This is a genomic window from Pelagicoccus enzymogenes, from assembly GCF_014803405.1.
GTDB classification, from domain to species: Bacteria; Verrucomicrobiota; Verrucomicrobiia; order Opitutales; family Opitutaceae; genus Pelagicoccus; species Pelagicoccus enzymogenes.
The window spans coordinates 261,753-283,051 of the sequence record NZ_JACYFG010000051.1; the positions used below are offsets into that span (position 1 = coordinate 261,753).

Annotated in this window: 15 protein-coding genes and 1 pseudogene; 4 read left to right on the forward strand and 12 right to left on the reverse strand. The window is 58.5% G+C overall.

Annotated features, from left to right (window positions below; translation table 11 throughout):
- Nucleotides 1-74: 74 nt before the first annotated feature.
- From IEN85_RS19905 to IEN85_RS25035, 12 genes and pseudogenes are all read right to left on the reverse strand, one after another.
- Nucleotides 75-725: a nitroreductase family protein gene (locus IEN85_RS19905; RefSeq protein WP_191618859.1), complete on the reverse strand. Its 651-nt coding sequence runs from the start codon at nt 723-725 to the stop codon at nt 75-77.
- Nucleotides 726-892: 167 nt separating this feature from the next.
- The gene (locus IEN85_RS19910) at nt 893-1,213 is read right to left on the reverse strand and encodes a hypothetical protein (protein ID WP_191618860.1); all 321 of its coding nucleotides are present in this window, start codon (nt 1,211-1,213) and stop codon (nt 893-895) included.
- An 80-nt stretch (nt 1,214-1,293) separates the two neighbouring features.
- Entirely contained in the window at nt 1,294-4,062 is a 2,769-nt protein-coding gene (locus IEN85_RS19915) for a hybrid sensor histidine kinase/response regulator (RefSeq protein ID WP_191618861.1), read from the reverse strand.
- On the reverse strand, nt 4,063-4,695 hold the full coding sequence (locus IEN85_RS19920; RefSeq protein WP_191618862.1) for a hypothetical protein: 633 nt from the start codon (nt 4,693-4,695) through the stop codon (nt 4,063-4,065).
- A 263-nt stretch (nt 4,696-4,958) separates the two neighbouring features.
- Nucleotides 4,959-6,089, reverse strand: a complete 1,131-nt coding sequence (locus IEN85_RS19925) for a PepSY-associated TM helix domain-containing protein (RefSeq protein ID WP_191618863.1) — start codon at nt 6,087-6,089, stop codon at nt 4,959-4,961.
- 128 nt (nt 6,090-6,217) lie between these two features.
- Nucleotides 6,218-8,380: a TonB-dependent siderophore receptor gene (locus tag IEN85_RS19930; RefSeq protein WP_191618864.1), complete on the reverse strand. Its 2,163-nt coding sequence runs from the start codon at nt 8,378-8,380 to the stop codon at nt 6,218-6,220.
- Between the two features lie 224 nt (nt 8,381-8,604).
- Nucleotides 8,605-9,546: a tetratricopeptide repeat protein gene (locus IEN85_RS19935; protein ID WP_191618865.1), complete on the reverse strand. Its 942-nt coding sequence runs from the start codon at nt 9,544-9,546 to the stop codon at nt 8,605-8,607.
- Nucleotides 9,531-10,211: a Fe2+-dependent dioxygenase gene (locus IEN85_RS19940; RefSeq protein WP_191618866.1), complete on the reverse strand. Its 681-nt coding sequence runs from the start codon at nt 10,209-10,211 to the stop codon at nt 9,531-9,533. Before IEN85_RS19940 ends, IEN85_RS19935 begins: the two co-directional genes overlap by 16 nt.
- Before the next feature lie 97 nt (nt 10,212-10,308).
- A complete protein-coding gene (locus tag IEN85_RS19945; RefSeq protein WP_191618867.1) occupies nt 10,309-12,459 on the reverse strand; it encodes a TonB-dependent receptor in 2,151 nt (716 codons plus the stop codon).
- A 161-nt stretch (nt 12,460-12,620) separates the two neighbouring features.
- Nucleotides 12,621-14,777, reverse strand: a complete 2,157-nt coding sequence (locus IEN85_RS19950) for a TonB-dependent receptor plug domain-containing protein (RefSeq protein ID WP_191618868.1) — start codon at nt 14,775-14,777, stop codon at nt 12,621-12,623.
- Nucleotides 14,778-14,946: 169 nt separating this feature from the next.
- Complete coding sequence (locus IEN85_RS24710) at nt 14,947-15,114, reverse strand: hypothetical protein (RefSeq protein ID WP_263597557.1); 168 nt, start codon at nt 15,112-15,114, stop codon at nt 14,947-14,949.
- A gap of 27 nt (nt 15,115-15,141) precedes the next feature.
- A pseudogene (locus IEN85_RS25035) lies at nt 15,142-15,411 on the reverse strand (alpha/beta hydrolase); the annotation flags it as partial.
- A gap of 407 nt (nt 15,412-15,818) precedes the next feature.
- Here IEN85_RS25035 and IEN85_RS19960 point away from each other — a divergent pair.
- The 4 genes from IEN85_RS19960 (at nt 15,819) to IEN85_RS19975 (ending at nt 21,251) form a co-directional block, all read left to right on the forward strand.
- On the forward strand, nt 15,819-16,289 hold the full coding sequence (locus IEN85_RS19960) for a redoxin domain-containing protein (protein WP_191618869.1): 471 nt from the start codon (nt 15,819-15,821) through the stop codon (nt 16,287-16,289).
- Between the two features lie 108 nt (nt 16,290-16,397).
- A complete protein-coding gene (acnA, locus tag IEN85_RS19965; RefSeq protein WP_191618870.1) occupies nt 16,398-19,124 on the forward strand; it encodes an aconitate hydratase AcnA in 2,727 nt (908 codons plus the stop codon).
- A 50-nt stretch (nt 19,125-19,174) separates the two neighbouring features.
- A complete protein-coding gene (locus IEN85_RS19970; protein WP_191618871.1) occupies nt 19,175-19,687 on the forward strand; it encodes an STAS domain-containing protein in 513 nt (170 codons plus the stop codon).
- A gap of 121 nt (nt 19,688-19,808) precedes the next feature.
- Entirely contained in the window at nt 19,809-21,251 is a 1,443-nt protein-coding gene (locus tag IEN85_RS19975; protein WP_191618872.1) for a PP2C family protein-serine/threonine phosphatase, read from the forward strand.
- Nucleotides 21,252-21,299: the final 48 nt, after the last annotated feature.

Below are 21,299 nucleotides of genomic sequence, written 5' to 3' on the forward strand. Positions count from 1 at the left end.
AGCTCCGAGAGGGAATATCAGCGCTCCAAACGGGATCTTTTGCTGGCTTGGACTAGGCGTTGGCGCGGAGGCCTTTAGAGCTCTATCGAACGCGCCCAGTCGGTTTGCGGGCTGCGTGAAGGGCGAAGCGAACCGCTCTTGAGGGTGGCGTTCGAAAGCTCTTTAGGGAAAAGGAAGAGTGAACCGAGCAGAACTTGAGAGCTGGGAATTCCCATCAACTCGAACACTTCTGGGCTACGGAGAGCCCCTCCGCTAGACCAGTAGTTTGGGATCTCCAATGCGGTGGCTGCCAGAAGCATATTTTGGATGGCTGCGGAAGCTCCGGCGATGTGCTCCATGTTTTGGATACTAGGTTCGAAAAGGGTTTCCTCGGGAGATTCCTTGGGGTTGGGAAGCCATGTCGCTTGTATCAAGTAGTCGGCTACGGCGAGGAGCTTGGGGATCTTTGTGGTGTCGCCCGCATCCAACAGATGTTGGCGCAGCTTGCGGCATTGTCGGGCGTCGAGGGTGTAGCAACGCCATGGCTGGATACCCGGCAAATCGATTTTACGAAGGTCCCTTGAGGCAGGTTTGTGGAAAGGAGCCTCCCCTGCAGCGGCGATGATCCGATCCAGAAGCTGCGGATCCTGCGGGGGAACTGGCCAGGCTTGCTCGTCCATCGCTTTGGTTGTTACCCGTTGGCAGAGGATTTCGTTTAGGTTCTTGAGTCTGGTGTTTGTAGGCATGTCGGATGGCTTTTAGACTCATTGAAGGACGAAGGTTGTCCGATGAGTCAATTCGATTGAAACCCCTTAGACATGCAGGAGCGCCATAAAAATGAACAATAGGCATAGCGGGCCTAGGTAGCAAAGGGCAGTTCTTCCCAAGGTTTCGTAGCGGTCGGGCGGGGTGTTCATGCGTTTAGCGCCGATGGAAGTTGGTCTTTGGGAACAATGTGAGTGCTCACCCCGGCTTGAGGACAAAACGAGGCGATACGGCTGGCGAGTTTCCAGATCGTATGTTGGGAAAGGGCGAATTCGATATCCACGGTGAGGGTAACGTGAGGGCTTCGTCCGACGGTTTCCCGTATGCTCAGAGGATTGGGCAACTTCAGGTCGATGGCGCAGTTCTTGGCGATCTTGCCGATGTCGCGAGCAAGCGAGCGCTTTGCTGACTGGATAGTGCAGTGTATTCTAGATTTGGGTACGGTATTCTGCTGGCTTGGCTGGATCATGAGGGTGATCTTAGCGCGAAGCATTCAGGAGCGGCTACCCTGCGCAGGATTCAGCCGACCCCGAGAAGGATTATTGGGATCTAATTCTTTCCGGAGTAGGCAAGGCACCAGCGATCTACGGCGCCTTTGAGGGCGGTGGTCTTGAGGGGCTTGGTCAAATAGTCGTCCATGCCTGCTTGCACGCAAATTTCTCGATCGCCTTCCATCGCACCGGCTGTGATGGCGATGATGGGGATACGTTTCTTTTCCCCGCTGCCGGGCAGTCCCTGTTCGGATTCGATTTCGCGGATCTTGCGGGTCGCTTCCAGACCGCCCATTTCCGGCATTTGGCAATCCATGAAGATGGCGTCGTAGCGATTGCGGGTGGCGAGTTCGACGGCTTCGATGCCGTTGTTGGCGATTTCGATATCGCAATCGATTTTGTTGAGGAGGCGCTTGGCCAGCTTTTGGTTCACCGGATGGTCCTCCGCGAGTAGGACCTTGAATTTTTTGGCGGTCTCTTCGGCTAGCGGCTGGCTGGGCTTGGGGTTCGCCTTTCGCGATGTGGTCTTGGTGACTTTTCCGAGGGGCTTCGCGTCGGAGGCGAGGGCTTGGGTGAGCGCTTGGGCCAGAAGGTGCGGACGGATGAGCGGTTTGAAGAGGTGTGATTGGAATCCGTTCTCCAACATGCTCTTGATCTGCATTCGATAGGCGGTGGATCCGAGCGCGATGAAGAGCGGGTTTGGGATTGTCTCTTCTGTATGGATACGCTCCTTAAGCTCGTTGCTGTTTATGTCTGGAAGGAGATAGTCCAGGATCGCGATGTCGAAGGCTTTGCCTTGGTCAGCTGCCTTTCGCAAGGCGTCCAATGCTTCCTCTCCGTTCGCGGCGGTGACGGATTCGATCGACCAGTCTGTGAGTTGATCTTGGAGCAGCTTGCAGTTGATCTCATGGTCGTCGACCACGAGCACTCGAAGATCTCGTAGCTTTGCAGGAAGTTCGATGGGAGCTTGCTCCTGAGGGGCTGCGTTTTTTGGGATGGTGAACCAGAAGGTCGAGCCTTCCCCTTCGGTACTGACGATGCCGATGTCTCCTCCCATGAGCTTGACAAGGTGTTTGGAGATGGCGAGTCCGAGGCCTGTCCCCCCGTAGCGCCGCGTCGTGGAGGAGTCAGCTTGGGTGAAGCTGGTGAAGAGCTGTTTTTGCTGCTCCTGGGAAATTCCGATTCCGGTATCTTCAATTTCGATGCGTATTTTCTTTTCGTCTCCCGTATCGGTTCCAATCCTGATGAAGACGTGGCCTTTTTCGGTGAACTTGACCGCGTTGTTCGCGATGTTCGTAATGACTTGTCGAATACGACTGGGGTCACCAACCACAGCGGGACAGAAGTCCTTTTCGAATTTGACGGCCAGTTCCACTCCCTTGTCCTCGGCTGCTGGCGAGAGGAGGATTGCGACGTCGTCTATGGCCTGGCGTAGGTCGTAGTCGATGTTTTCTACGACCAGCTTGCCTGCCTCGATCTTCGAGATGTCGAGAATGTCGTTGATGATATTGAGGAGAACGTTGCTCGAGTTTTGGATCGAGGTGGCGAATTCTTCCTGCTCGCTGTCGAGGGAAGACTCCAGGAGGAGGTTGGTGAAGCCGATCACACCGTTCATGGGGGTGCGAATTTCGTGGCTCATGGTTGCCAGGAATTTGCTTTTGGCGATGTTGGCGGATTGGGCTTCCTTTTCGAGTCGTTTGGATTCGTTGAGAGACTCCACGAGAAGCTCGTTGGCTTCCTCGACGGCTTCCTTGGCGGCCCGCAGTTCGGCTTCGCCTTTCTTGCGGTCGTCGATATCGAACATCACGCCGCGGAGCAATACGGGCTTGCCCGCGTCGTCGGTTTCGACGGTGACGAGGTCCTGCAACCAAACGTAGTTTCCATTCTTGGTCAGCAGCCTGTATTCGAAATCGTGCGACTCGCCGTTTTCGGTGTGCTTGCGGCAAAGGTCGACGATCTTCTCCCTGTCCTCTGGATGGAGGTGGTCTTGCCAGAAAGTGGGACTCTCGGTCCAGTCGTTGATGGGGTATCCCGCTATGCGTTCGGCTTGCATGCTGACGAAGCTGAACTGGAAGGTGTGTGGATCTGCCTCCCATACGATACCGTTGATGTGGTTGACGATGTCGGAGAATCGTTTTTCGCTTTGGCGAAGTTGGGTGGTGCGTTCGAGTACGATGCGTTCGGTGCGCTCGTGAGCGTTTTCCAATTCAGCTTGCTGGTGGGCTTGGATTTTCATCTCGCGGATGCTTTCGATGCAATTGCGAAGGATGAAGATGTCCTCGAAGATTACCCATGCGGCGTGCTCGACCCAACGCCAGGGCGAGGAGGTGAGGATGCCGAAAACGGAACTGGGCCACCAGACGCCGCGCACGAAGTGGTCGACGGCGATAACGAGGGTGGCGGAAACGATGACGCGCCAATCGCGGTAAAAGCTGAGGAAGGCGAGGGAACCGAAAACGTGAAAATGGGTTTCCAGGCGCCCACCGGTGAGGTGGATGAGCAAGGCGGAGAAGAGGGCTTGCGATACGGCGATGACGTGCCGAGTGGAAGTTTCGCCGGGGCGAGAGTAGCTGAGGTAGACGGGGAGGCTGGCGATGGCTCCGCCTAGGAATATGGCAGCCCAGACGTTGATGTGGATGGCGCTCGCGTCTCCCGTCCATTCGAGTGGCGTAAAGATGAGGGCTGCGATGACGCCGCCGACCCACTGGGCTATCATGAGCTTGGCGAACAGCCGGTCGGTTCGCTTGAGGATGGCCAGATGGTTTTTCTGGAAGATCCCGTGAGCCTGGTCGTCGATCCGTTTTTCTAGGGCTTTGGTTGTAGGCATTTAGAAAGGGATAGAGTCGTTTTCGAGAGCGCAGCCGAAGGTAGGCGTTGTGCAGAGTTCCAGCGGAGCGGATTGTCGGGCGATGGATTCCAGCTCGGTGAGGGCGTGGCTAGGCCCGGCGTGGCCTCGGGAAGCCGTCAATCCGCCCTGAAAGCGAAGGTTGCCCGATTGATCGTAGGCAATGGTGGCGCCCGACGCATGGGTACCAAGCAGGCGAGCGAGAGTTCCGTTTGCGTCGGCCACTGGTTGGGCGTTTGGCATAGCCGACAAGCGCTTCCAGTAGGTGCCGGTTTGGAAGTCGTGCTTGGAATGGGCTGCGGATTCTTCGCCACCCCGGACCAAGCCGACAAGGCGAATGGAGTCTGGATTGCGGGCGATGAGGCGGTCGACTTGCTCGAGGCTGGCCCCTGTGCAAGGGCAGTCGGGATGCACGGCCATGAAGAGGGTGATCGGCTTCTCCGCGGAGGCGAAGGTTTGAAGCTGCGGAGGGAGGGAAAGGGGGGCGTCGTTGGGCTCCGCAGAAGAGTATTCATGATTCCACATCGCAATCGATCCGGCGGCGATGCCCCCAACCCAAAGGCTTGCGACGAGAAGCAGGGTCGCGGGGGTTCGCTTCTTGTTTTTTGCGGTCATGCTCGTGGGATTGCGGTGTCAGGATATTCGTGTAGGTTGGCGGTTCCACGCTGCTCATAAGGGTGGACATTCAGTGATCGGTGCTGCCTGCCCTAGATTTAGCGATATTTTTAGGCAATAGGGTGAATTCCTCTGAAGCGCTTCGGATTCGAGATGCGCGAATTAGAATTCGGGTGTTTGTACGGAGGTAATAGCGCGGGCTGGTTGTCGTTTTTCGCGTATAAAAAAGGCGTCCCGTCGTGTGGGACGCCTTGGCAAGCTGTTCAGGAAACGAGCGCTTTCGCTCTTTCCGGCCGCGTTTCTTCGAGCGAGCGTTTCTTCTTTTTGCGGCGGCCGCGCTTGAAGAACATGATGGTGCCGGTGAGGGAGAGGGCAGCGGGGCTGAGTCCGGCGAGGCACCAGACGATTTGCGAGCCGAGGCCGGCGAAGCTGCCGAAGTGCAGGGGCTCGAAGGAGTCGAGGACTTGGGCCCAGAATCCGGCTTGGCTGAGGTCGGAGGAGTGGGTGACTTCGCCGCTTTCCGCTTTGACCCAAACGGAGCTGCCGTAGGGGCTGTTGAGGACGCCGGCTCCGGGGTGTTGGCCGTAGAGATAGAAGGTGGGATCTTCTTCGGTGGGGAAGTAGATGTAGTTGAGGGAGTAGCCGGGGATGCTGTTGTCGGCGATAGTTGCGAGGGACTCGAGCTGGTCGGCTCGGCCTGGGTACTCGACGGCGATGGCGTGCTCCTCTTCGTGGGCGTGCTCGATGAGCTCGTGCAGCACGTGGCTGATGTTCCAGTAGGCGCCGGTGATCCCGAAGATGAGGTTCATGGGGATGGTGGCGATGCCGATGGCTTTATGCAGGTCGGAGCAGAAGATGCGGGCGCTGGCTCCCCAGCGGAGCTTGAAGAGGGTTTTGAAGAAGGGGCGGTGCAGGTAGATGCCGGTGATCGCTAAAAAGAGGAAGCCGAGGGCAAAGATGCCGGCGATTGCCATGCCGACGTGGTCGGCGAAGAAGGTGTAGTGCAGGTTGATGAACCAGCCGTAGAGGGTCTCGTTGTAGCCGTAGGGGCGCTCCGCGGTTTCGCCGGTGTAGGGATCGACGTAGAGGATGTGCCACTCGTCTCCGCCGCGTTCCATAACGTAGGCTTTGTCGCGGTGGGGGGACTGGTGGTTGAAGAGCCAGCCGCGTATCCAGAAATTGGGGAACTTGGACTCGACGGTTTGGGTGAGCTGGGTGACGGGGAGGCGTTGGGCGTCCGGGTTGTAGTTTTGGTTGAGGGTGGTCTCGGGAGCGAGGGCGTCGGAGATTTCCTGGTGGAAGACGAGAACGCTGCCGGTGAGTCCGATGACCGTGAGGGCGAGGGCGCAAAAGAGGCCGATCCAGGAGTGGAGTTTCCAGATTCTTTTTTTCATGTGTTTTCGGAAAACAGAAGAGTCCACCCGCGGAGGACGCGGGTGGACGGGGGAGAAGTTGTTGAGCGTGGTTCTGAGAAGGGCGTCTTCGGAGAAGCCGCGCCACCTTGGTTGAGATTACTTGGGAGCTAGTACTTCCACTTGAAGGAGAGCAGGAAGTTTTGCGGCTCGCCGAATTGCGGGTAGTCGAGGTTGGCGAGGTAGATCTCGTCGAGGGCGTTCTTGGCGCTGAGGGTGGCGGAGAAGCGCTCGTTGATGGCGTAGTTCACGTGGAGGTTCACGAGGGTGTAGGCGCCTTGGCTGATTTCTACGTTTCCTTGGCCGGGGATGAATTGGCTGCCGATGATCTCGCTTTGCCAGGTGGCTCCGCCGCCGATGGCGAGGCGGCTCCACTCTCCAGGGAACTGGTAGTGGGTGGAGAGCTGCACGAGGTCTTCGGGGAGGTTGGTCCATATGGGGTCGCCTGCATGGCGATTGGTGTTGTTGTGGGTGTATCCAAAAATCATGGACCAGTCGTCGGTGACCTTGCCGCTGAGCTGCAGTTCGAGGCCTTCGGCTTTGGTGCCGTCGACTCCGATGCTGGGGAACTTGCCGCTCTCGAGGGGATCCGGGTTGAGCGGGTCGGCGACGGCGAAGTTGTCTTGCTCGGTTTGGAAGAGGGCGGCGGTGAAGGTGGCGCGACCTTCGGCGAAGCTGGACTTGAGGCCGATCTCGTAGTTGTTGCCTTCGACGGGGCCGAGGATGTTTCCGGACGCGTCGACGCTATCCTGCGGCTCGAAGATGGTGGTGTAGCTGCCGTAAAAGGTGAAGTTTTGATTCAGGTCGTAGGTGAAGCCGACGTAGGGAGTGAACTCGTTGTCAATCTCGTATTGGCTGTTTACGAAGGCGGTTGCTCCTGCGTCGTCTCGTCCGTAGTCGATGGTATCCCATTTCGTGATACGGCCGCCGAGGACTGCGGAGAAGGCGTCGGTGAGGCGGAGGCGAGTGGAGGAGTAGATACCGGTTTGCTTGGTGCGGACGACGCCTTGGCCGGGAAGGTAGGCGAGTTCCATGGCGGGCTCGGCGCTGCCGTCCCAGGTGTAGAAGTTGTCTATGGCGTAGTTCCAGGGAGTGCCTGCGAAGCCGGAGGCGGTGTTGAGGGCGATGCTTTCGTACTCGGCGTGGCTGGTGCCGAAGACGATGTCGTGCTCGCGCTCGAAGAGGTCGAATTTGCCGTTTAGGTAGAGGTCGATGCTGTTGCGCTCGTCGGAGCTGTCCCAGGAGTAGCCGGTGATGATGACGCCGGAGCCGTCTTCCTTGTTGAGCCAGGTTTCAGCGTAGGCGTTGGCGTAGGTGCTGAGGCTTTCTTCGTCGCCAGTGGTGTGGTTGAGGGCGGCCTTGAGCTGCCAGCGGTTGTTGAGCTGGTGCTCGAGGTTGACGAAGGCGGTGCTGGAGTGACGGTGCCAGTAGGCCCAGTCGGTGGCGAAGTTGGTGGTGTGCGGAAGCTCGGAGGGCGTGCCGTCGGCCGCCAGCGGCGGAATGGTGCCCCAGACGGAGGCGGTGGGCTCGTTGTCTTGGCGTTGGAAGCCGAAGGTGAGGGTGGAGTTTTGTGCGAGGTCGGCGGAGAAGGTGGCGAGGTAGGCGAGCTTGTCCTCGTGGTAGCGGTCGCGGAAGCTGTCGCGGTCTGTTAGGGCGGCGACGAAGCGGCTGCGGAATTTGCCGTCAGCGGTGATGGGGGTGTTCACGTCGACTTGAGTGCGGAAGTAATCCCAGGAGCCGACGGTTTGCGTGACGGAGGCGGCGAAGGTTTTGCCTGCTTGCTTGCGGTGGAGGTTAACGGTGCCGGAGGGCTTGCCGGAGCCGCTGAAAAGCCCGTTGGCGCCGCGGAGGATTTCCACGCGTTGGTAGAGGGCGGTGTCGAACTCTTGGTTGGTGTCGCCGCTGTAGGTGGGGATGCCGTCGACTTGGAAGTCGGTGATCTGGAAGCCGCGGGAGAAGTAGAGCGGGCGTTGCGTGTCGTACATGGAGACGTTGACGCCGGTGACGTTGCGCATGACGTCGTCCATGTTGTACATGGATTCCGCTTCGAGGCGGGAGCTGTCGATCAGGCTGATCGTTTGCGGCGTCTCGCGGTCGGAGAGCGGGAGGCGGGTGGCGGCTCCGATGGTGTCGTAGTGGTCGCCGAAGACGGTGAAGCCGCTGAGCTCGAAGGCTTGGTCGCCGGTGACGGGCGCGTCGACGCTGTTTTGGGCGCTGGCTGTGGCGGCGAGGCCGAGGGCGCTTCCTGCGAGGAGAGTTTTCAGGTAGTTCATTTTTGAATCCAGTTTGTGCTTGCTTGTGTACGGCGGCGCTGGCGTGCGCAGCGGGACAAGAGGCCGGAGAATAGCGCAAGGGGTGGCTCGCCCGCCGCTCCGTCAGGGATTCTGAATGCTCCAAGAGGGATTTTTTTGGTTCGTTCGCAAATCAAGTGAAGGCCAGGGCTAGACTGCTCCTATCCTTCGAGTGGCGGCCGGTGCCGGCTTTGTCTGTCGTCCAACTAAAGAAAGGGGAGTTGCTGGTGGAGCTCGCCGAGGCGTTGGGAGAGTTGGGCAAGGCTGTCTTGATCCTGGGGGCTGGTGTGCGGGGATTTGGCGGTTTTGCTGATCTCTTGCAGAGCCAGCTGGATGGCTTCTCGCGATGTATTGATGAGTTGGGTACGCGTTCTCTCATCTTGAAGATCTTGGAAGTGGTGGGCGATGAGGTGGGGGAGTTCAGCCGGGAGGAGAGTAGCGAGGAGAAGGCAGCCGAAGTGGAATAGGCGTTGGCTGGCTTGGGCGAAGGGTTCGTGGGGGAGGTAGGGACGTAGAGCGCGGATGTGGGCGAGGGCGCTTTGCGAATGCTTATTCGCTTGTTGGGCGAGCCTGTCTTGTTCGGGTGGAGGGAGTGTGGGAAGGAGTTGACCGACCGCGTCGCAGTAGGAACGGGCGGCTAGGACCGCGAGTTCGGTGTCGGTCGGGTCGGCGTGGCGCTCGAAGCGAACGGTTTCGATGGCGGTGTTGGCAACATGGAGGGCGTCGCTGGGGAGTTGGAGGTCAAGCAGCAGATTGGCTTGGTTGAGAAGGACGCCGTTTAGGTTGCGGCGGGGCCAGGTGGCTCGTTTTAGCGGGGTGAGCAGACGGGCGGCTCGTTGGAAGTCTTGCAGGGCGCGTTCGGCTTGTTCGAGACCGTGGCATTGGTGCAGCAATTGCCCACGGTTCATAAGGGCGGCTCCGAGGGAATTGCTCGTTTCCTGAGAAGGGGGGAGCGTATCGAGAATTCGGATAGCTTCTGAGTAGGCGTCTATTGCTTCGGCGAGGGCAGAGGATGTTGCGAGGGAGTGGCCGCGGTTCATGGCGGCTTTTGCCTCTTGGTAGTTGGAAGAAATCGCGTCGCTCCTTGAACTATGGCGGACTTGCGAAGGCTGCTTCCCTCCCGTTGGTTGCTCTACATCTCGGCCCATTGGCGGAGGAGGTTGTGGTAGACACCGGTGAGCTGGACGTTGGAGGGATGCTCGGGGTGGTCGGCTCCGAGGCGTTGGATTGCCATGTCCATGTCGAAAAGCATGGAACGTTGGCTGTTGTCGCGGACCATGCTTTGTATCCAGAAAAAGGAACAGAGGCGGGTGCCTTCGGTGACGGGAGTGACGTGGTGCAGGCTGGTGGAAGGGTAGAGGATCGCGTGCCCGGCGGGGAGCTTGACGCGTTGGGTGCCGTAGGTGTCTTCGATGCAGAGCTCGCCGCCTGCGTATTCGTTGGGGTCGGCGAAGAATACGGTGCAGGAGAGGTCGGTGCGGATTTGTTTTTGGGTTCCGGGGATGACGCGTATGGAGCCGTCCACGTGAGTGCCGAAGGTTTGGCCGCCGGAGTAGCTGTTGAACATGGGAGGCAGGATATGCAGGGGCAGGGCGGCTGCCATGAAGAGGGGATTGCTGCCGAGGGCATGGAGGATGAGGTCGCCGACTTGCTGGGCGGCTGGGTCTTCGGGGAGGAGTTGGGCGTTGTCTTTGACCTTGGCCCCTTGGTGGCCGGCGGATGCTTTTCCGTCGACCCAATTGGCGGTTTCGAGGAGCCGGCGGGAGGTGGCGATTTGTGCGAGACTGAGTAGATTTGGGATGGAGATGAGCATGTGCTTCGGGCGTTGGAGGGAGAGGGGAAGAACGAAAGGGGGCGCCCTGAGTGACCAGGGCGCCCGTGTGCTTTCTGAGATGTGAGTGTTTCTGGGCCTAGAATTTGTAGTAGGCGGAGAGCTTGGCGGAGCGGGAGGCGCCGGGGACGGAGCGGTTGGAGCTGCCGCGTTCGATGTATCGCTCGTCGGCGGCGTTGTCGACGTTGAGGCGGAAGGAAAGGCGGTCGTTGAGGACGTAGCTTGCGGTCAGGTCCATGAGCCAGTAGGAGGCGTCGTCAGGGGCTTCGACGCTGGAGCTGTATGCTTGTGAGCCGGAGTAGGTGGCGCCGCCGCCGAAGCTGAGTTTTGGGGTGGCCTGATAGTCGAGCCAGAGATTGAAGGATTCGGAGGGCGAGTAGGAGAGTTCGGTTCCGATTTCGTCGAGGTTTGGTGAGTCGGTAATCTCGGTGTCGAGCTGGCTGTATCCACCGAATACGGACAGGCGGTCGGTGATTTTGCCGGATAGGCCGAGCTCAAAGCCTTCGACACTTTGTTTGCCAAGGTTGGTGTACTCGGTGCCACGACCGCCGAGGCTGGCCCGGGCGTTGTGCTTTTCGGACTGGAAGACGGCAGCAGCGAAAGAAGCTCGGCTTTCGAAGAGGTCCCATTTGGTGCCGAGCTCGAGGGTTTTGGTTTCCTCCGGATCTAGGTTCACGTTGGAGCTGGAAGTTTCGGAGTCGCTAAGCGAGAAGTTTTCGGCGGTAGGGTTGAAGGAATTTCCGGCACCGAAGTAGAGGCTGCCTTCGCGAAGGGGCTTGTAGACGAGTCCGAAGCGGTAGCTGGTCATCTCTTCTTTTTGGGAGAGCTCGGAGGTGGCGACGCCGTTGGTGGAGTCGAGGTAGTCGGAGTCGAAGCTCTCCCAACGCAAGCCGGCGTTGGCTTGCCATTTTTCTCCGATGGAGAGGGTGTCGAAGGCGTAGAGGGAAATTGTATCCGATGTTCCGCTACGGACGCGTCCGCTACGCTCGTTGGGAGTGAAGGTGAAGGGGCCGTCGGAGTAGGGATCGATGGCATTGCGTTCGGGGTCGGGCGAAATGGAGTGATGCGAGAAATTGTCGGCGGTTTCTCTGTTGAGCTCGATGCCAGTGGAGAAGGAGTGGGTGAGCTCTCCGACGCGGAAGGATCCTGAAAGGGTGGTGTGGTTGGCGAGGTTTTCGTTGTATTTGTCCTTCGCCTTGTCGCTGGTGCGGATGTAGCCTTCGGTGGTGCTGTCGTTGGGCCCTGCGGGCGCGGTATAGATTGCGTCCGTCTTCGAGGTGTAGTGGGAAGACACGTTACGCAGGGTAAGGCCGTTGGCGAAGTTGTGTCCGATGGATAGGGTGGCACGGTCGTTGTCTACTTCTGAAAAGTCGCGATCAGGATAGCCATAGAAATTTGAATACGAGACTTGAGGGTTGCCGAACAAGCCGGTCCACATGCCGAAGTCAGCCATGTCATCTTGCTTTAGCTTTTCGTAGCTGAGGGTAACTTGGGTGTCTTTACCGAGGCCGAAGGAAAGGCTGGGGTTGAGGGCCCAAGCTCTCTTGTAAACGAAGTCGCGGCCGGGAACGTCCTCGTCGGTAGCCATGCCGGTGAGGCGGAAGGCGATGCCGTTTTCCTTGTCGAGTACGGAGTTTGTGTCGAATACGAGTCGCTTATGGTTGTGGGTGCCGAGCGAGAGCGAGAGGCTGTCGGATTCGCTGAGGTTGGCCTGTTTCGTTACGAGGTTGACGGATCCGCCGGTGCTGCCGCGGCCGTAGGTGGCAGAGGCTGGGCCTTTTGAGACTTCGACTTGTTCGAGGTTGTATGCGTCGCGTGAATACTCGCCGCGATCGCGTACGCCGTTTACGAAGATATCATTGGCGGCGGAGAATCCGCGCACGAAGAGGTTGTCGCCTGGGGCCGCTCCGCCTTCGCCGGCCCGGAAGGTGATGCCCGGGGAATTGCGCAAGACGTCCTGGAGGCTTGTAGCTCCTTGCGCTTCGAGGATTTCCTCTGGGATGACGTTGATGGTCTGGGGAGTGTCGCGGAGGGCGACGGTGAACTTGGGCGAAGAGAGAGCGAAGTTGTCGCCTTTTACCGCGAATGGGTCGAGCTCTACGGCGTCGGTGTCTTCGACGGCAGCGTTCGTTTGCGCGTTTGCGGCTCCGGCGACGAGGAAGGTCTGGGCGATCGCGGTGGCGCGGAGTCCGAAGTTTTGAGAAGGAGAGGTGGTCAGGTGGGAGGTCATGGCTCGTTTCAGTTGGGGCCTTCTGAAGGAAGGCTTCCCATTGGATTAGGAGCCGAGACTATAGTCGGAATAGGATGGAGAGTCTGCCCCGATAGGGATTAGGGGCGCCCCGAGCGGGATTTTTTGGATTTGGAAGAAGGGCTTGGACAGCGTTGCTGTGGCTACCAGCTCAAACCCGCCCGGAGGATGACGCTGCGGGGAAAACGGGGACCATAGAAGTAGGTGGTGTCGCGGTCGGGGCCGGAGGTGATGTCTTGTTGACGCTCGTCGAAGATGTTTTTGACGCCTGCCATGAGATCGATGTGTCGTTCTTTTCCGAATACATCGAGGTGGATGTGCTTGGTGGCGGTGAGGTCGACGACGAAGAATGACTCAGTGGATTCGTTGAGGGTACCTTCGACTTCGCGGGCGGCGATCATAGGGCCGGTGTAGACGAGGCCGAGGAAGAGGTCGAAGAGCTCTTCGTTTTCGTATTTGAGTTTGGCGACGCCGCTCCACTGAGGCGTTTCGAGGTAGCGTCTCTCGAAGATGCCGGGGAGGACTTCTGGGGCTTCGTCGAAGGTAGCGTCGACGTGGGTAAGGCCTAGGTCGGCTTTCCAGCGTTCGCTGAGGCGGTAGGCGGCGTTGAGCTCGAAGCCTTGCACGGTGGAGCCGCCGGCGTTTATGCGTTCCTTGTAGGCAGTGCCGTCACTCGCGGTGTATACGATATCGGATACGTTGAAGGTGTCGCGCAGTTCGGTGCGGTAGAGTTCACCCTCCAACTGGAATTGGTCGTCCGCGAAGCTTGGCGTCCAGACGAATCCGGCGGAGTAGGAGATCGACTTTTCTTCTTTGAGACCGTGGGCGTTGCGGGTGCGGGTGGGGTCGTCGAGGATTTCGATGTGAAAGTCTTCGTCGAAGATTTCGGGAGCTCGAAAGCCGGTGGCGATCGAGGCGCGCCAGGTCCAGTCCGGGCTGGAGCTGTGGCGAAGGGCGATACGGGGCGAGAGTACCCAATTCTCAATTTCGGAATGCTTGTCTAGCCGGAGGCCGGTGATGAGGGTAGTGTCTTGCTTGTGTATCCACTCGTCTTGTACGAAGAAACCAAGGTTGTCGAAAGATCCGTCGGCGATGGGGTCTTGGCCGCTGAAGTCGGCGAGCTCTCCGTTGGAGCGGAGGGCTTTGCCGCGTTCGTTTCGCTTTTCGTCGAAGACATGGTCGAGCTGATACTGGGCTCCCCAAGAGAAGTGGTGCTCGCCGAAGCTTTGGGAAAAGAGCGTGTCGAGGTAGTAGCGCATCGTATCGGAATATCCATACAGCAACTTGGAGTCAGCGAGGGCTTCTTGGTAGGCTTCGTCATCGAAGTCGGATTGGCCAGGCAGGGCGACGGAGCCGACGCCGCCGTAGTAGCTGTTGCGGGTCACGTAGGAGGCGGAGGCGCTGAGGCGGTAGTCGATTTCGTTGAAGGAGCTGTCCCATGCGATGCCGCCGCGGTGCCAGCGGTGCTCGAGCTGCTCGGTGGTTTGGGCTTCGTGGGGGAGGAGGTCGAGAGCGTTGCCGCCGCGTCGTTCTTCCCAGCTGTAGGAGTAGTTGAGGCTGAGTTTGCCTGTTTCGGTCGGGTAGAGCCAACCGTTGGCGCCCAGGGTATGGAAGCGTTTTTGCGTGATCTCGCTGAAGCCGTCGCCGTTGATGTCTACTGCGTCGTTGTCGTTGAATTGTCCATACAGAGATAGAGCCAGGTCTCCGTCTTCGGAGGACCAGTCGCGCAGGAGGGAGGCGCTGCGGAACTGTTCGCCGTCCACGCTTTCGATAGAGGTGTCGTAGCGTTGCTTGTTGGTTACGGGCTCCTTGGGCAGGATGTTGATCACACCCGCTACGGCTCCGGGGCCGTAGAGGCTGGAGGCTCCGCCCTTGACGACTTCGACGCGGGAGATGAAGGCGGTGGGCACGTGTTCGATGCCGTAGACGGAGGCGAGTCCGGAGAAGAGCGGTTGGCCGTCGAAGAGCAGGCGGTTGTAGCCCGAGCCGAGCCCGAGCATCTTGATTTCGGCGGTGCCGCAGTTCTGGCAATTGGCCTCCGTGCGGATGCCCGACATGTACTCGAGGGCGGAAGCCAGATCGCGGGAGCCGGAGGCGAGGAAGAGGTCGGCGCCCAGCAGCTCGGTGCGGATGGGTAGTTCGCGGGCCATCCGTTCGCTGCGGGTACCCGTGGACACGACTTGGAAGGCGTCCAGCTCGATGACCGGGGATCGGTGTTCGTGCTCCTGCCCGGACCGAGGGAGGGCGCTTTGCGACAAGGCGAGGAGTATGATGGCTGAAGCGAGTAGTCGAATTTTCATTTTAGCAAAATCAAGCAATATACTTTGAGTAATCAAAATTAATATTTGGAGGTCAAGCGTCTTTCATGCGGTTCCTCGAAGGGGCGTGCTTCGATTCCCTTGCAGGGAGGCTTTTTTTGGGGGGGCTGGGAGGGGGCGACCTGCGAGGGGCTTGGGCTGGATCGCGGCTCTATTCCGCTTGGATTACGAAGTAGTCGAGATTCTGACGCTCGTTGCGAATGGCTTTGAGGGAGGAGCGGGAGCGAGCAGGTAGGGAGTGGGTGAGCAGTTCTCGGATGTCGTCCACGATGCTGGCGGTTTCGACGAAGCGTTTTATCGGGTCGGGCCGTTCTTGCATGGCGGAGGCGACTGCATTTGAGAGGCCTCGAGTGCCCGTGGAGTGCGCGATGAGGGAGAGCTTTTCAGCTTCGGTGTCATCGGCAACTTGGAGGAGGAACTCCTTGAGGTGCGAGTAGGTCCAGTTGGCGTTGGTTTCGTCGTGGGGGTAGGAAGTGAGGGGGATTTCGCCTTGGGAAGGCCGGCTGAAGAAGATGGGACCTCCGTCGAAGTTGAGGTCGTGGTGGGTTAGGGCGGTGCGTCGGGCGGCATCTTTGAAGCTTACGTTGTATCCATGAACGAATACGAAAGCGTTGATTCCCTCGGATTGCTAGAGGGGGCCGTCGATCTATTGGCTGAGCTTGCTCCAGTCTGAGGGCGCGGGTGGCGCCATGGAAGACCTCTACCTCATGGTATCCGCGTTCTTCGGGGGAGAGCACGTGGGAGCGGACTGCGGCTTGGCTTGCAGCGGCTCTGGTTGTTTTTGGGAGCTGCGGGCGGCGAGGAGCACGGAAGGGGCGCTGTTAGATCGCGGCTCGTTGGCAAGGGTTGCGGATATGCGGCACTTGGATGGCGGGCAGCGATGTGAAGCCCCAATTAGGGAAGTTGGTCGAATTTCCCGAGCTTTTCGGGGTCTGGGGCTCACTTTCGATTTGCCCCGCATAGGGATTGCTCAATGCTTTTCGGTTCCTCGTTAACATCATCCAACGACAACACATCAAGACTATGGCTATAGCGACAGGAACTAAGGCACCGGATTTCACTTTGAAGAGCAAAAATGACGAAGGCCTGGCCGACGTCACGCTGAGCGCAAACTACGGTTCGTCCGCGACCGTACTTTTGTTTTTCCCGCTTGCCTTCACCAGCGTATGCGAAGCTGAGCTTTGCGACATCCGCGATTCATTGGCGGACTATTCCAGCCTCGATGCCAAGGTTTACGGCATCAGCGTGGACAGTCCTTTCTCCCAGGAAGCTTTTGCGAAGGCGAATGGCTTGAACTTCCCGCTCTTGAGCGACTTCAACAAGGAGGTTTCCAAGGCTTACGACGTGCTTTTCGAAGACCTTCTCGGTTTCAAGGGCGTTTCGAAGCGTTCCGCCTTTGTGATCAACAAGGAAGGGGAGGTCGTCTACTCCGAGTCGAGCGACGATCCCAAGAAGCTTCCTGACTTTGCCGCAATTAAGGCAGCCCTCGCCTAAGGCGCGGATTACGCTTTGACCGGGGCGGCTCTCCACTGGGCCGTCCTGTTTTTGTAGGCACGCATTTCCACAATTCCATTCCGAAATAAAAAGACCGACGCGATTCAAATGAGCGAACTTCCGAACCCGCTGAACTCCCTGAAATCTTTTGACTCTGGCCTCGACGGCAAGTCGTACTACTACTCGCTTCCGTCTCTGGAGGAGAGCGGAATCGGCCCGATTTCCAAGCTGCCGGTATCCATCCGGGTCGTACTTGAATCGGTGCTTCGCAATTGCGACGGCAAGCGGGTCAAGGAGGAGGACGTCAAGACCTTGGCTAACTGGAACGCCGCAGATCCTGCCAAGGTTGAAATTCCATTCGTGCTTTCTCGCATTGTCCTGCAGGACTTCACGGGAGTGCCGCTTTTGGTGGACTTGGCTGCCATGCGCTCCGCGGTGGCGGATCTCGGCAAGGACTCGTCGATGATCGAACCGCTCGTGCCAGTCGATCTCGTGGTTGACCACTCCGTGCAGGTGGACAAGTCCGGCACGGCGGACTCGTTCCTGCAAAACATGGCCATCGAGTTTCAGCGCAACATGGAGCGCTACGAGTTCCTGAAGTGGGGCCAGCAAGCGTTTGAGACCTTCCAAGTCGTTCCGCCGGGGATTGGCATCGTCCACCAAGTCAATCTCGAGTACCTTGCGAAGGTTGTTCACGCCAAGGAAGTGGAGGGAGGGCAGGTCTTCTTCCCTGACACCCTTGTGGGAACCGATTCGCACACGACCATGATCAATGGACTAGGGGTCGTCGGCTGGGGCGTTGGCGGTATCGAGGCTGAGTCCGGCATGCTCGGGCAGCCGGTCTACTTCCTAACTCCGGAGGTGATTGGGGTGAATCTCAGTGGCGAGCTGAAGGAAGGCGTCACCGCGACCGACCTGACGCTGCGTATCACCCAGGTGCTGCGCGAGCAAAAGGTGGTCGGCAAGTTTGTAGAGTTTCACGGAGCTGGGGCTCGCAACCTATCGCTGGCCGACCGGGCCACCATCGCCAACATGGCTCCCGAGTATGGGGCAACCATGGGGTATTTCCCGGTAGACGAGAAGTCCTTGCAATACTTGGAATCCACCGGGCGAGACCCTCGGCACGTCGCTTCGGTGAAGGCTTACCTCGAAGCCCAGGATTTGTTTGGCATTCCGGCTGCGGGCGAGCTCGACTACACGCAGGTGGTCGATATCGATATGTCCTCCATCGAGCCAAGCGTGGCGGGCCCGAAGCGTCCGCAAGACCGGATCGACGTCAAGGATCTCAAGGGAGCCTTCGAACGTCTCTTTACCCAAAGCGCGAGCGACGGAGGTTTCGGTCGCGATGCTGCGGATCGCGACGTGAAAGTGACTGTCGAATCTGACGACGCGATGAACGGTCATCAGATCGGACATGGGTCCGTGTTGATCGCGGCGATCACTTCTTGTACTAATACTTCGAACCCAAGCGTCATGTTGGCTGCGGGCCTGCTGGCGAAGAAGGCTGTTGAAAAAGGGCTTTCCGTCGCTCCCACGGTGAAGACCTCCTTGGCCCCGGGGTCGCGCGTGGTGACCGATTACTTGGCGGAGACTGACCTTCAATCCTCGCTGGACGCGCTCGGATTTAACCTGGTGGGCTACGGTTGCACGACTTGTATCGGCAATTCCGGACCGCTGGCCGATCCCATCGAGACGGCGATCGCCAAGGGCGAGCTGGTGGCGGCATCCGTTCTCTCGGGTAATCGCAACTTCGAGGCTCGCGTGCACGGTTCCATCAAGTCGAACTTCCTCATGTCGCCCCCTCTGGTAGTGGCCTACGCCCTAGCGGGGCGGGTGGACATCGATCTCTTCGAAGACCCCCTTGGTGAGGACAAGGATGGCAAGCCCGTCTACTTGAAAGAGATTTGGCCGACCAATGCTGAAATCGAGGCCGAAGTTGCCAAGGGGCTGAAGCCGGAGATGTTCCAGCGACAGTACTCGGACGTGGCAAGCGCCAATCCCGAGTGGCTGAAGATCGAGTCCTCCACTGGAGACCTTTACGATTGGGACGACAGCTCCACCTATATCCATCGCCCGCCGTTCTTCGATGGATTTTCCATGGAAGTGGGCTCCATCCAGCCGATCAAGGGCATGAGGCCACTTGCAATCCTAGGCGATTCGGTCACGACCGACCACATTTCTCCGGCGGGCGCCTTCAAGGCAGAAACGCCGGCCGGCCAGTTCCTGCAGTCGCGTGGCGTGGAGCCCAAGGATTTCAATTCCTACGGCAGCCGTCGCGGCAACGACTTGATCATGACTCGGGGAACGTTCGCAAACGTTCGCGTCAAGAACCTCATGGCGGACGGCAAGGAAGGCGGATTCACCAAAGTCATGCCGGAAGGCGAGCCGGCCACCATTTTCGACGCCAGCAAGGTTTACCAGGAACGGGGCACGCCCTTGATTGTATTCGCCGGAATCGACTACGGCATGGGCAGTTCGCGCGACTGGGCGGCGAAAGGGACGAACCTGCTAGGCGTCAAAGCGGTCGTGGCCCGTAGCTACGAGCGTATCCACCGCTCGAACCTGATTGGCATGGGAGTGCTCCCGCTCGAGTTTTTCGACGGGCAAAGCGCCCAGTCATTGGGGCTGGACGGCAGCGAAATCGTTTCCCTTCCGGGCCTCGGCGACGACCTCAAGCCAGGGCAGTCTCTCACCGCAGTTATCGAACGCGCCAACGGCGACGTCGAAGAAGTTGAAATGAAGGTGCGAGTGGATACAGATATTGAGGTAGAATATATTCGCAACGGTGGTATTCTCCCGTATGTTTTGCGGGACATCATCAAAGCGGCCAACTAAACATCACATAGAGTCGTCACCTGCGTTACCCATATTGCGCGTTTGAAGTCATGCCTGAAGACAATCCTGTTTTTCTAGTCGATCCTTATTCATCCCCCGTCGCCGTACGGATCGCTGGTCGTGCCTCTTTCCAGAACGTAGTTCCTCTCAAGGAATTCCTCAAGAACTCCTACGCGGCTGGCAAGAGGGACTTCGTCTTCGATTTCAGTCAGTGTACGGGAATGGACAGTACCGTTCTTGGCGTATTGGCGGGTTGCGCTTTGGAGCTGCGACGTTTGGAGCCGAAGGGGTCGCTGGTGCTTTCTCGGCTCAACGATAGGAATCTCGAGCTGGTGAAGAATCTTGGCCTGCATCGGATTGCCACAGTCGATGCGGGTGAGGAGGGGCTTGCGACGGGAGTTGGCGCTACGACCGCTCTCAGCGCGAAGCAGCTCAACGAGTTGGAAAACGCTCGCCTCTGCCTCGAGGCTCACGAGAACTTGATCGCTGCGGATTCGGAGAATCAGGAGAAATTCCAGGACGTCATCGCCTATTTGAAGAACCGGGTCGAAGACGAAGCCTAAAGAGGCTTTTCCACTGTTTGCGGGGCTGCGGGCTCATCCGCGGTGGCGCGCAATTCAGTTTCGCTTTCTCTCGACCTCATGCGATCGGCTGTCACGCTCGCAGGCTGTCAATTGCACCCCAATGAGCCTGCTGTTTCCCTTCGTTTTGCTTGTCGTCGGTTGCCTGTTTGGCTGGCTCTACTTTCGCGAGGTCAAACGGAGTTCCGAATATTTGGAGCGTGCTCAGCTTGCTCAGCAGGAGAAGCTGATCGTGGCGGATTTCATGCACGACATGGTGCAGGCCCTAGGTGACGAGCTTACGAAAGAAGAGCTGTTTCAGCGAATCGTGCACGCGGCCGTGGTGGGCACGGGAGCATTGAGCGCATGCGTTTTCGAGAAAACGGACCGGGGAACGCTCCGCAGCGTAGCGGTAGAAGGCTTGTTTCCGCCGCATCGCCCCTTGCCTCCACATGTGCGAGACAAGATCGCCACGCGGGCCAAGTTCATCGAAAGCGTGCTGAAAACGGAGGAATTTCCGGTCACAGAAGGCGTGGCTGGGGAGGTCTTCCGAACGCGGACAACGGTTTTGGTCAAGGACGGGAGGACGGACGAGCGGGTGGTGCGGCACAGCGATTCGTCGCTACGCGTCACGACAGCCATTTGCGCTCCCATCGTCTTTCGCGACGAAGTTCTGGGGGTGCTCGCCGTTTGCAATTCTGCTGACGGGGCTCCGTTTACCCCCACCGACCAATCCGTTGTTCAATCGCTTGGGGAGCAGGCCGGCATCGCTATTCGCAACAACACCTTCCTCAGGCTGATGATGGAGCGCAAGCAGATCGATATCGACCTAGGCTTGGCGAGAAGTATCCAGCTGATGCTTTTGCCTCAAGAGCTGCCGGAGATCGAGGGGGTGCAAATCGATGCTCAGTACGTATCCTCCCATACAATCGGAGGCGACTTGTATGATGTGATCTCGTTGGGACAGCGTAGGTTCGCTGTTGCAGTGGCCGATGTATCTGGAAAGGGGATACCGGCTTCCATCGTCATGGCGATTTGCCGTACCAATTTGCACCGCATCGCCCAAATGGAAGAATCTCCAAAGAAGGTTTTGGGACTTCTCAATGATGTGATGGTGGAGGAGATTAAAGGGGACGTCTATGTGACCGTTCTTTATGCTGTGGTGGATCTCGAGGTCGGAATGATCACCTACGCTCGAGCGGGCCATGAGCGTCCTTTGCTCTGCTCCCACGATAAGGCTCGAGGCCTATCTAACGCGGTATTTCCTGATAGCGAGGGGTTTCCGGTCGGGATGGTCTCTAGCGACGCTTTTCGGGATTTCATCGAAGAGAAAACGCTTCCGTTCAGTGAGGGGGACATCTTTATGGCATTCACTGACGGGGTGATCGAAACTTCCAACGCGAGTGGCAAGGAGTTCTCTGCTGCTCGCTTGGCTGACTCCGTTAAGTCGAATCGTAGGGAAGCCGCCTCGGAGGTGAGCCGAAAGTTGTTGGAGTCGTTGAGGGGGTTCAGCGGAAAGGGAAGTTACGATGACGACCTCACGCTGGTTACCGTCAAGCGACTTTAGTTTTCTTTTGTTGTACCCGTAGCCTGAATACTCCAGCTGATCTTTATG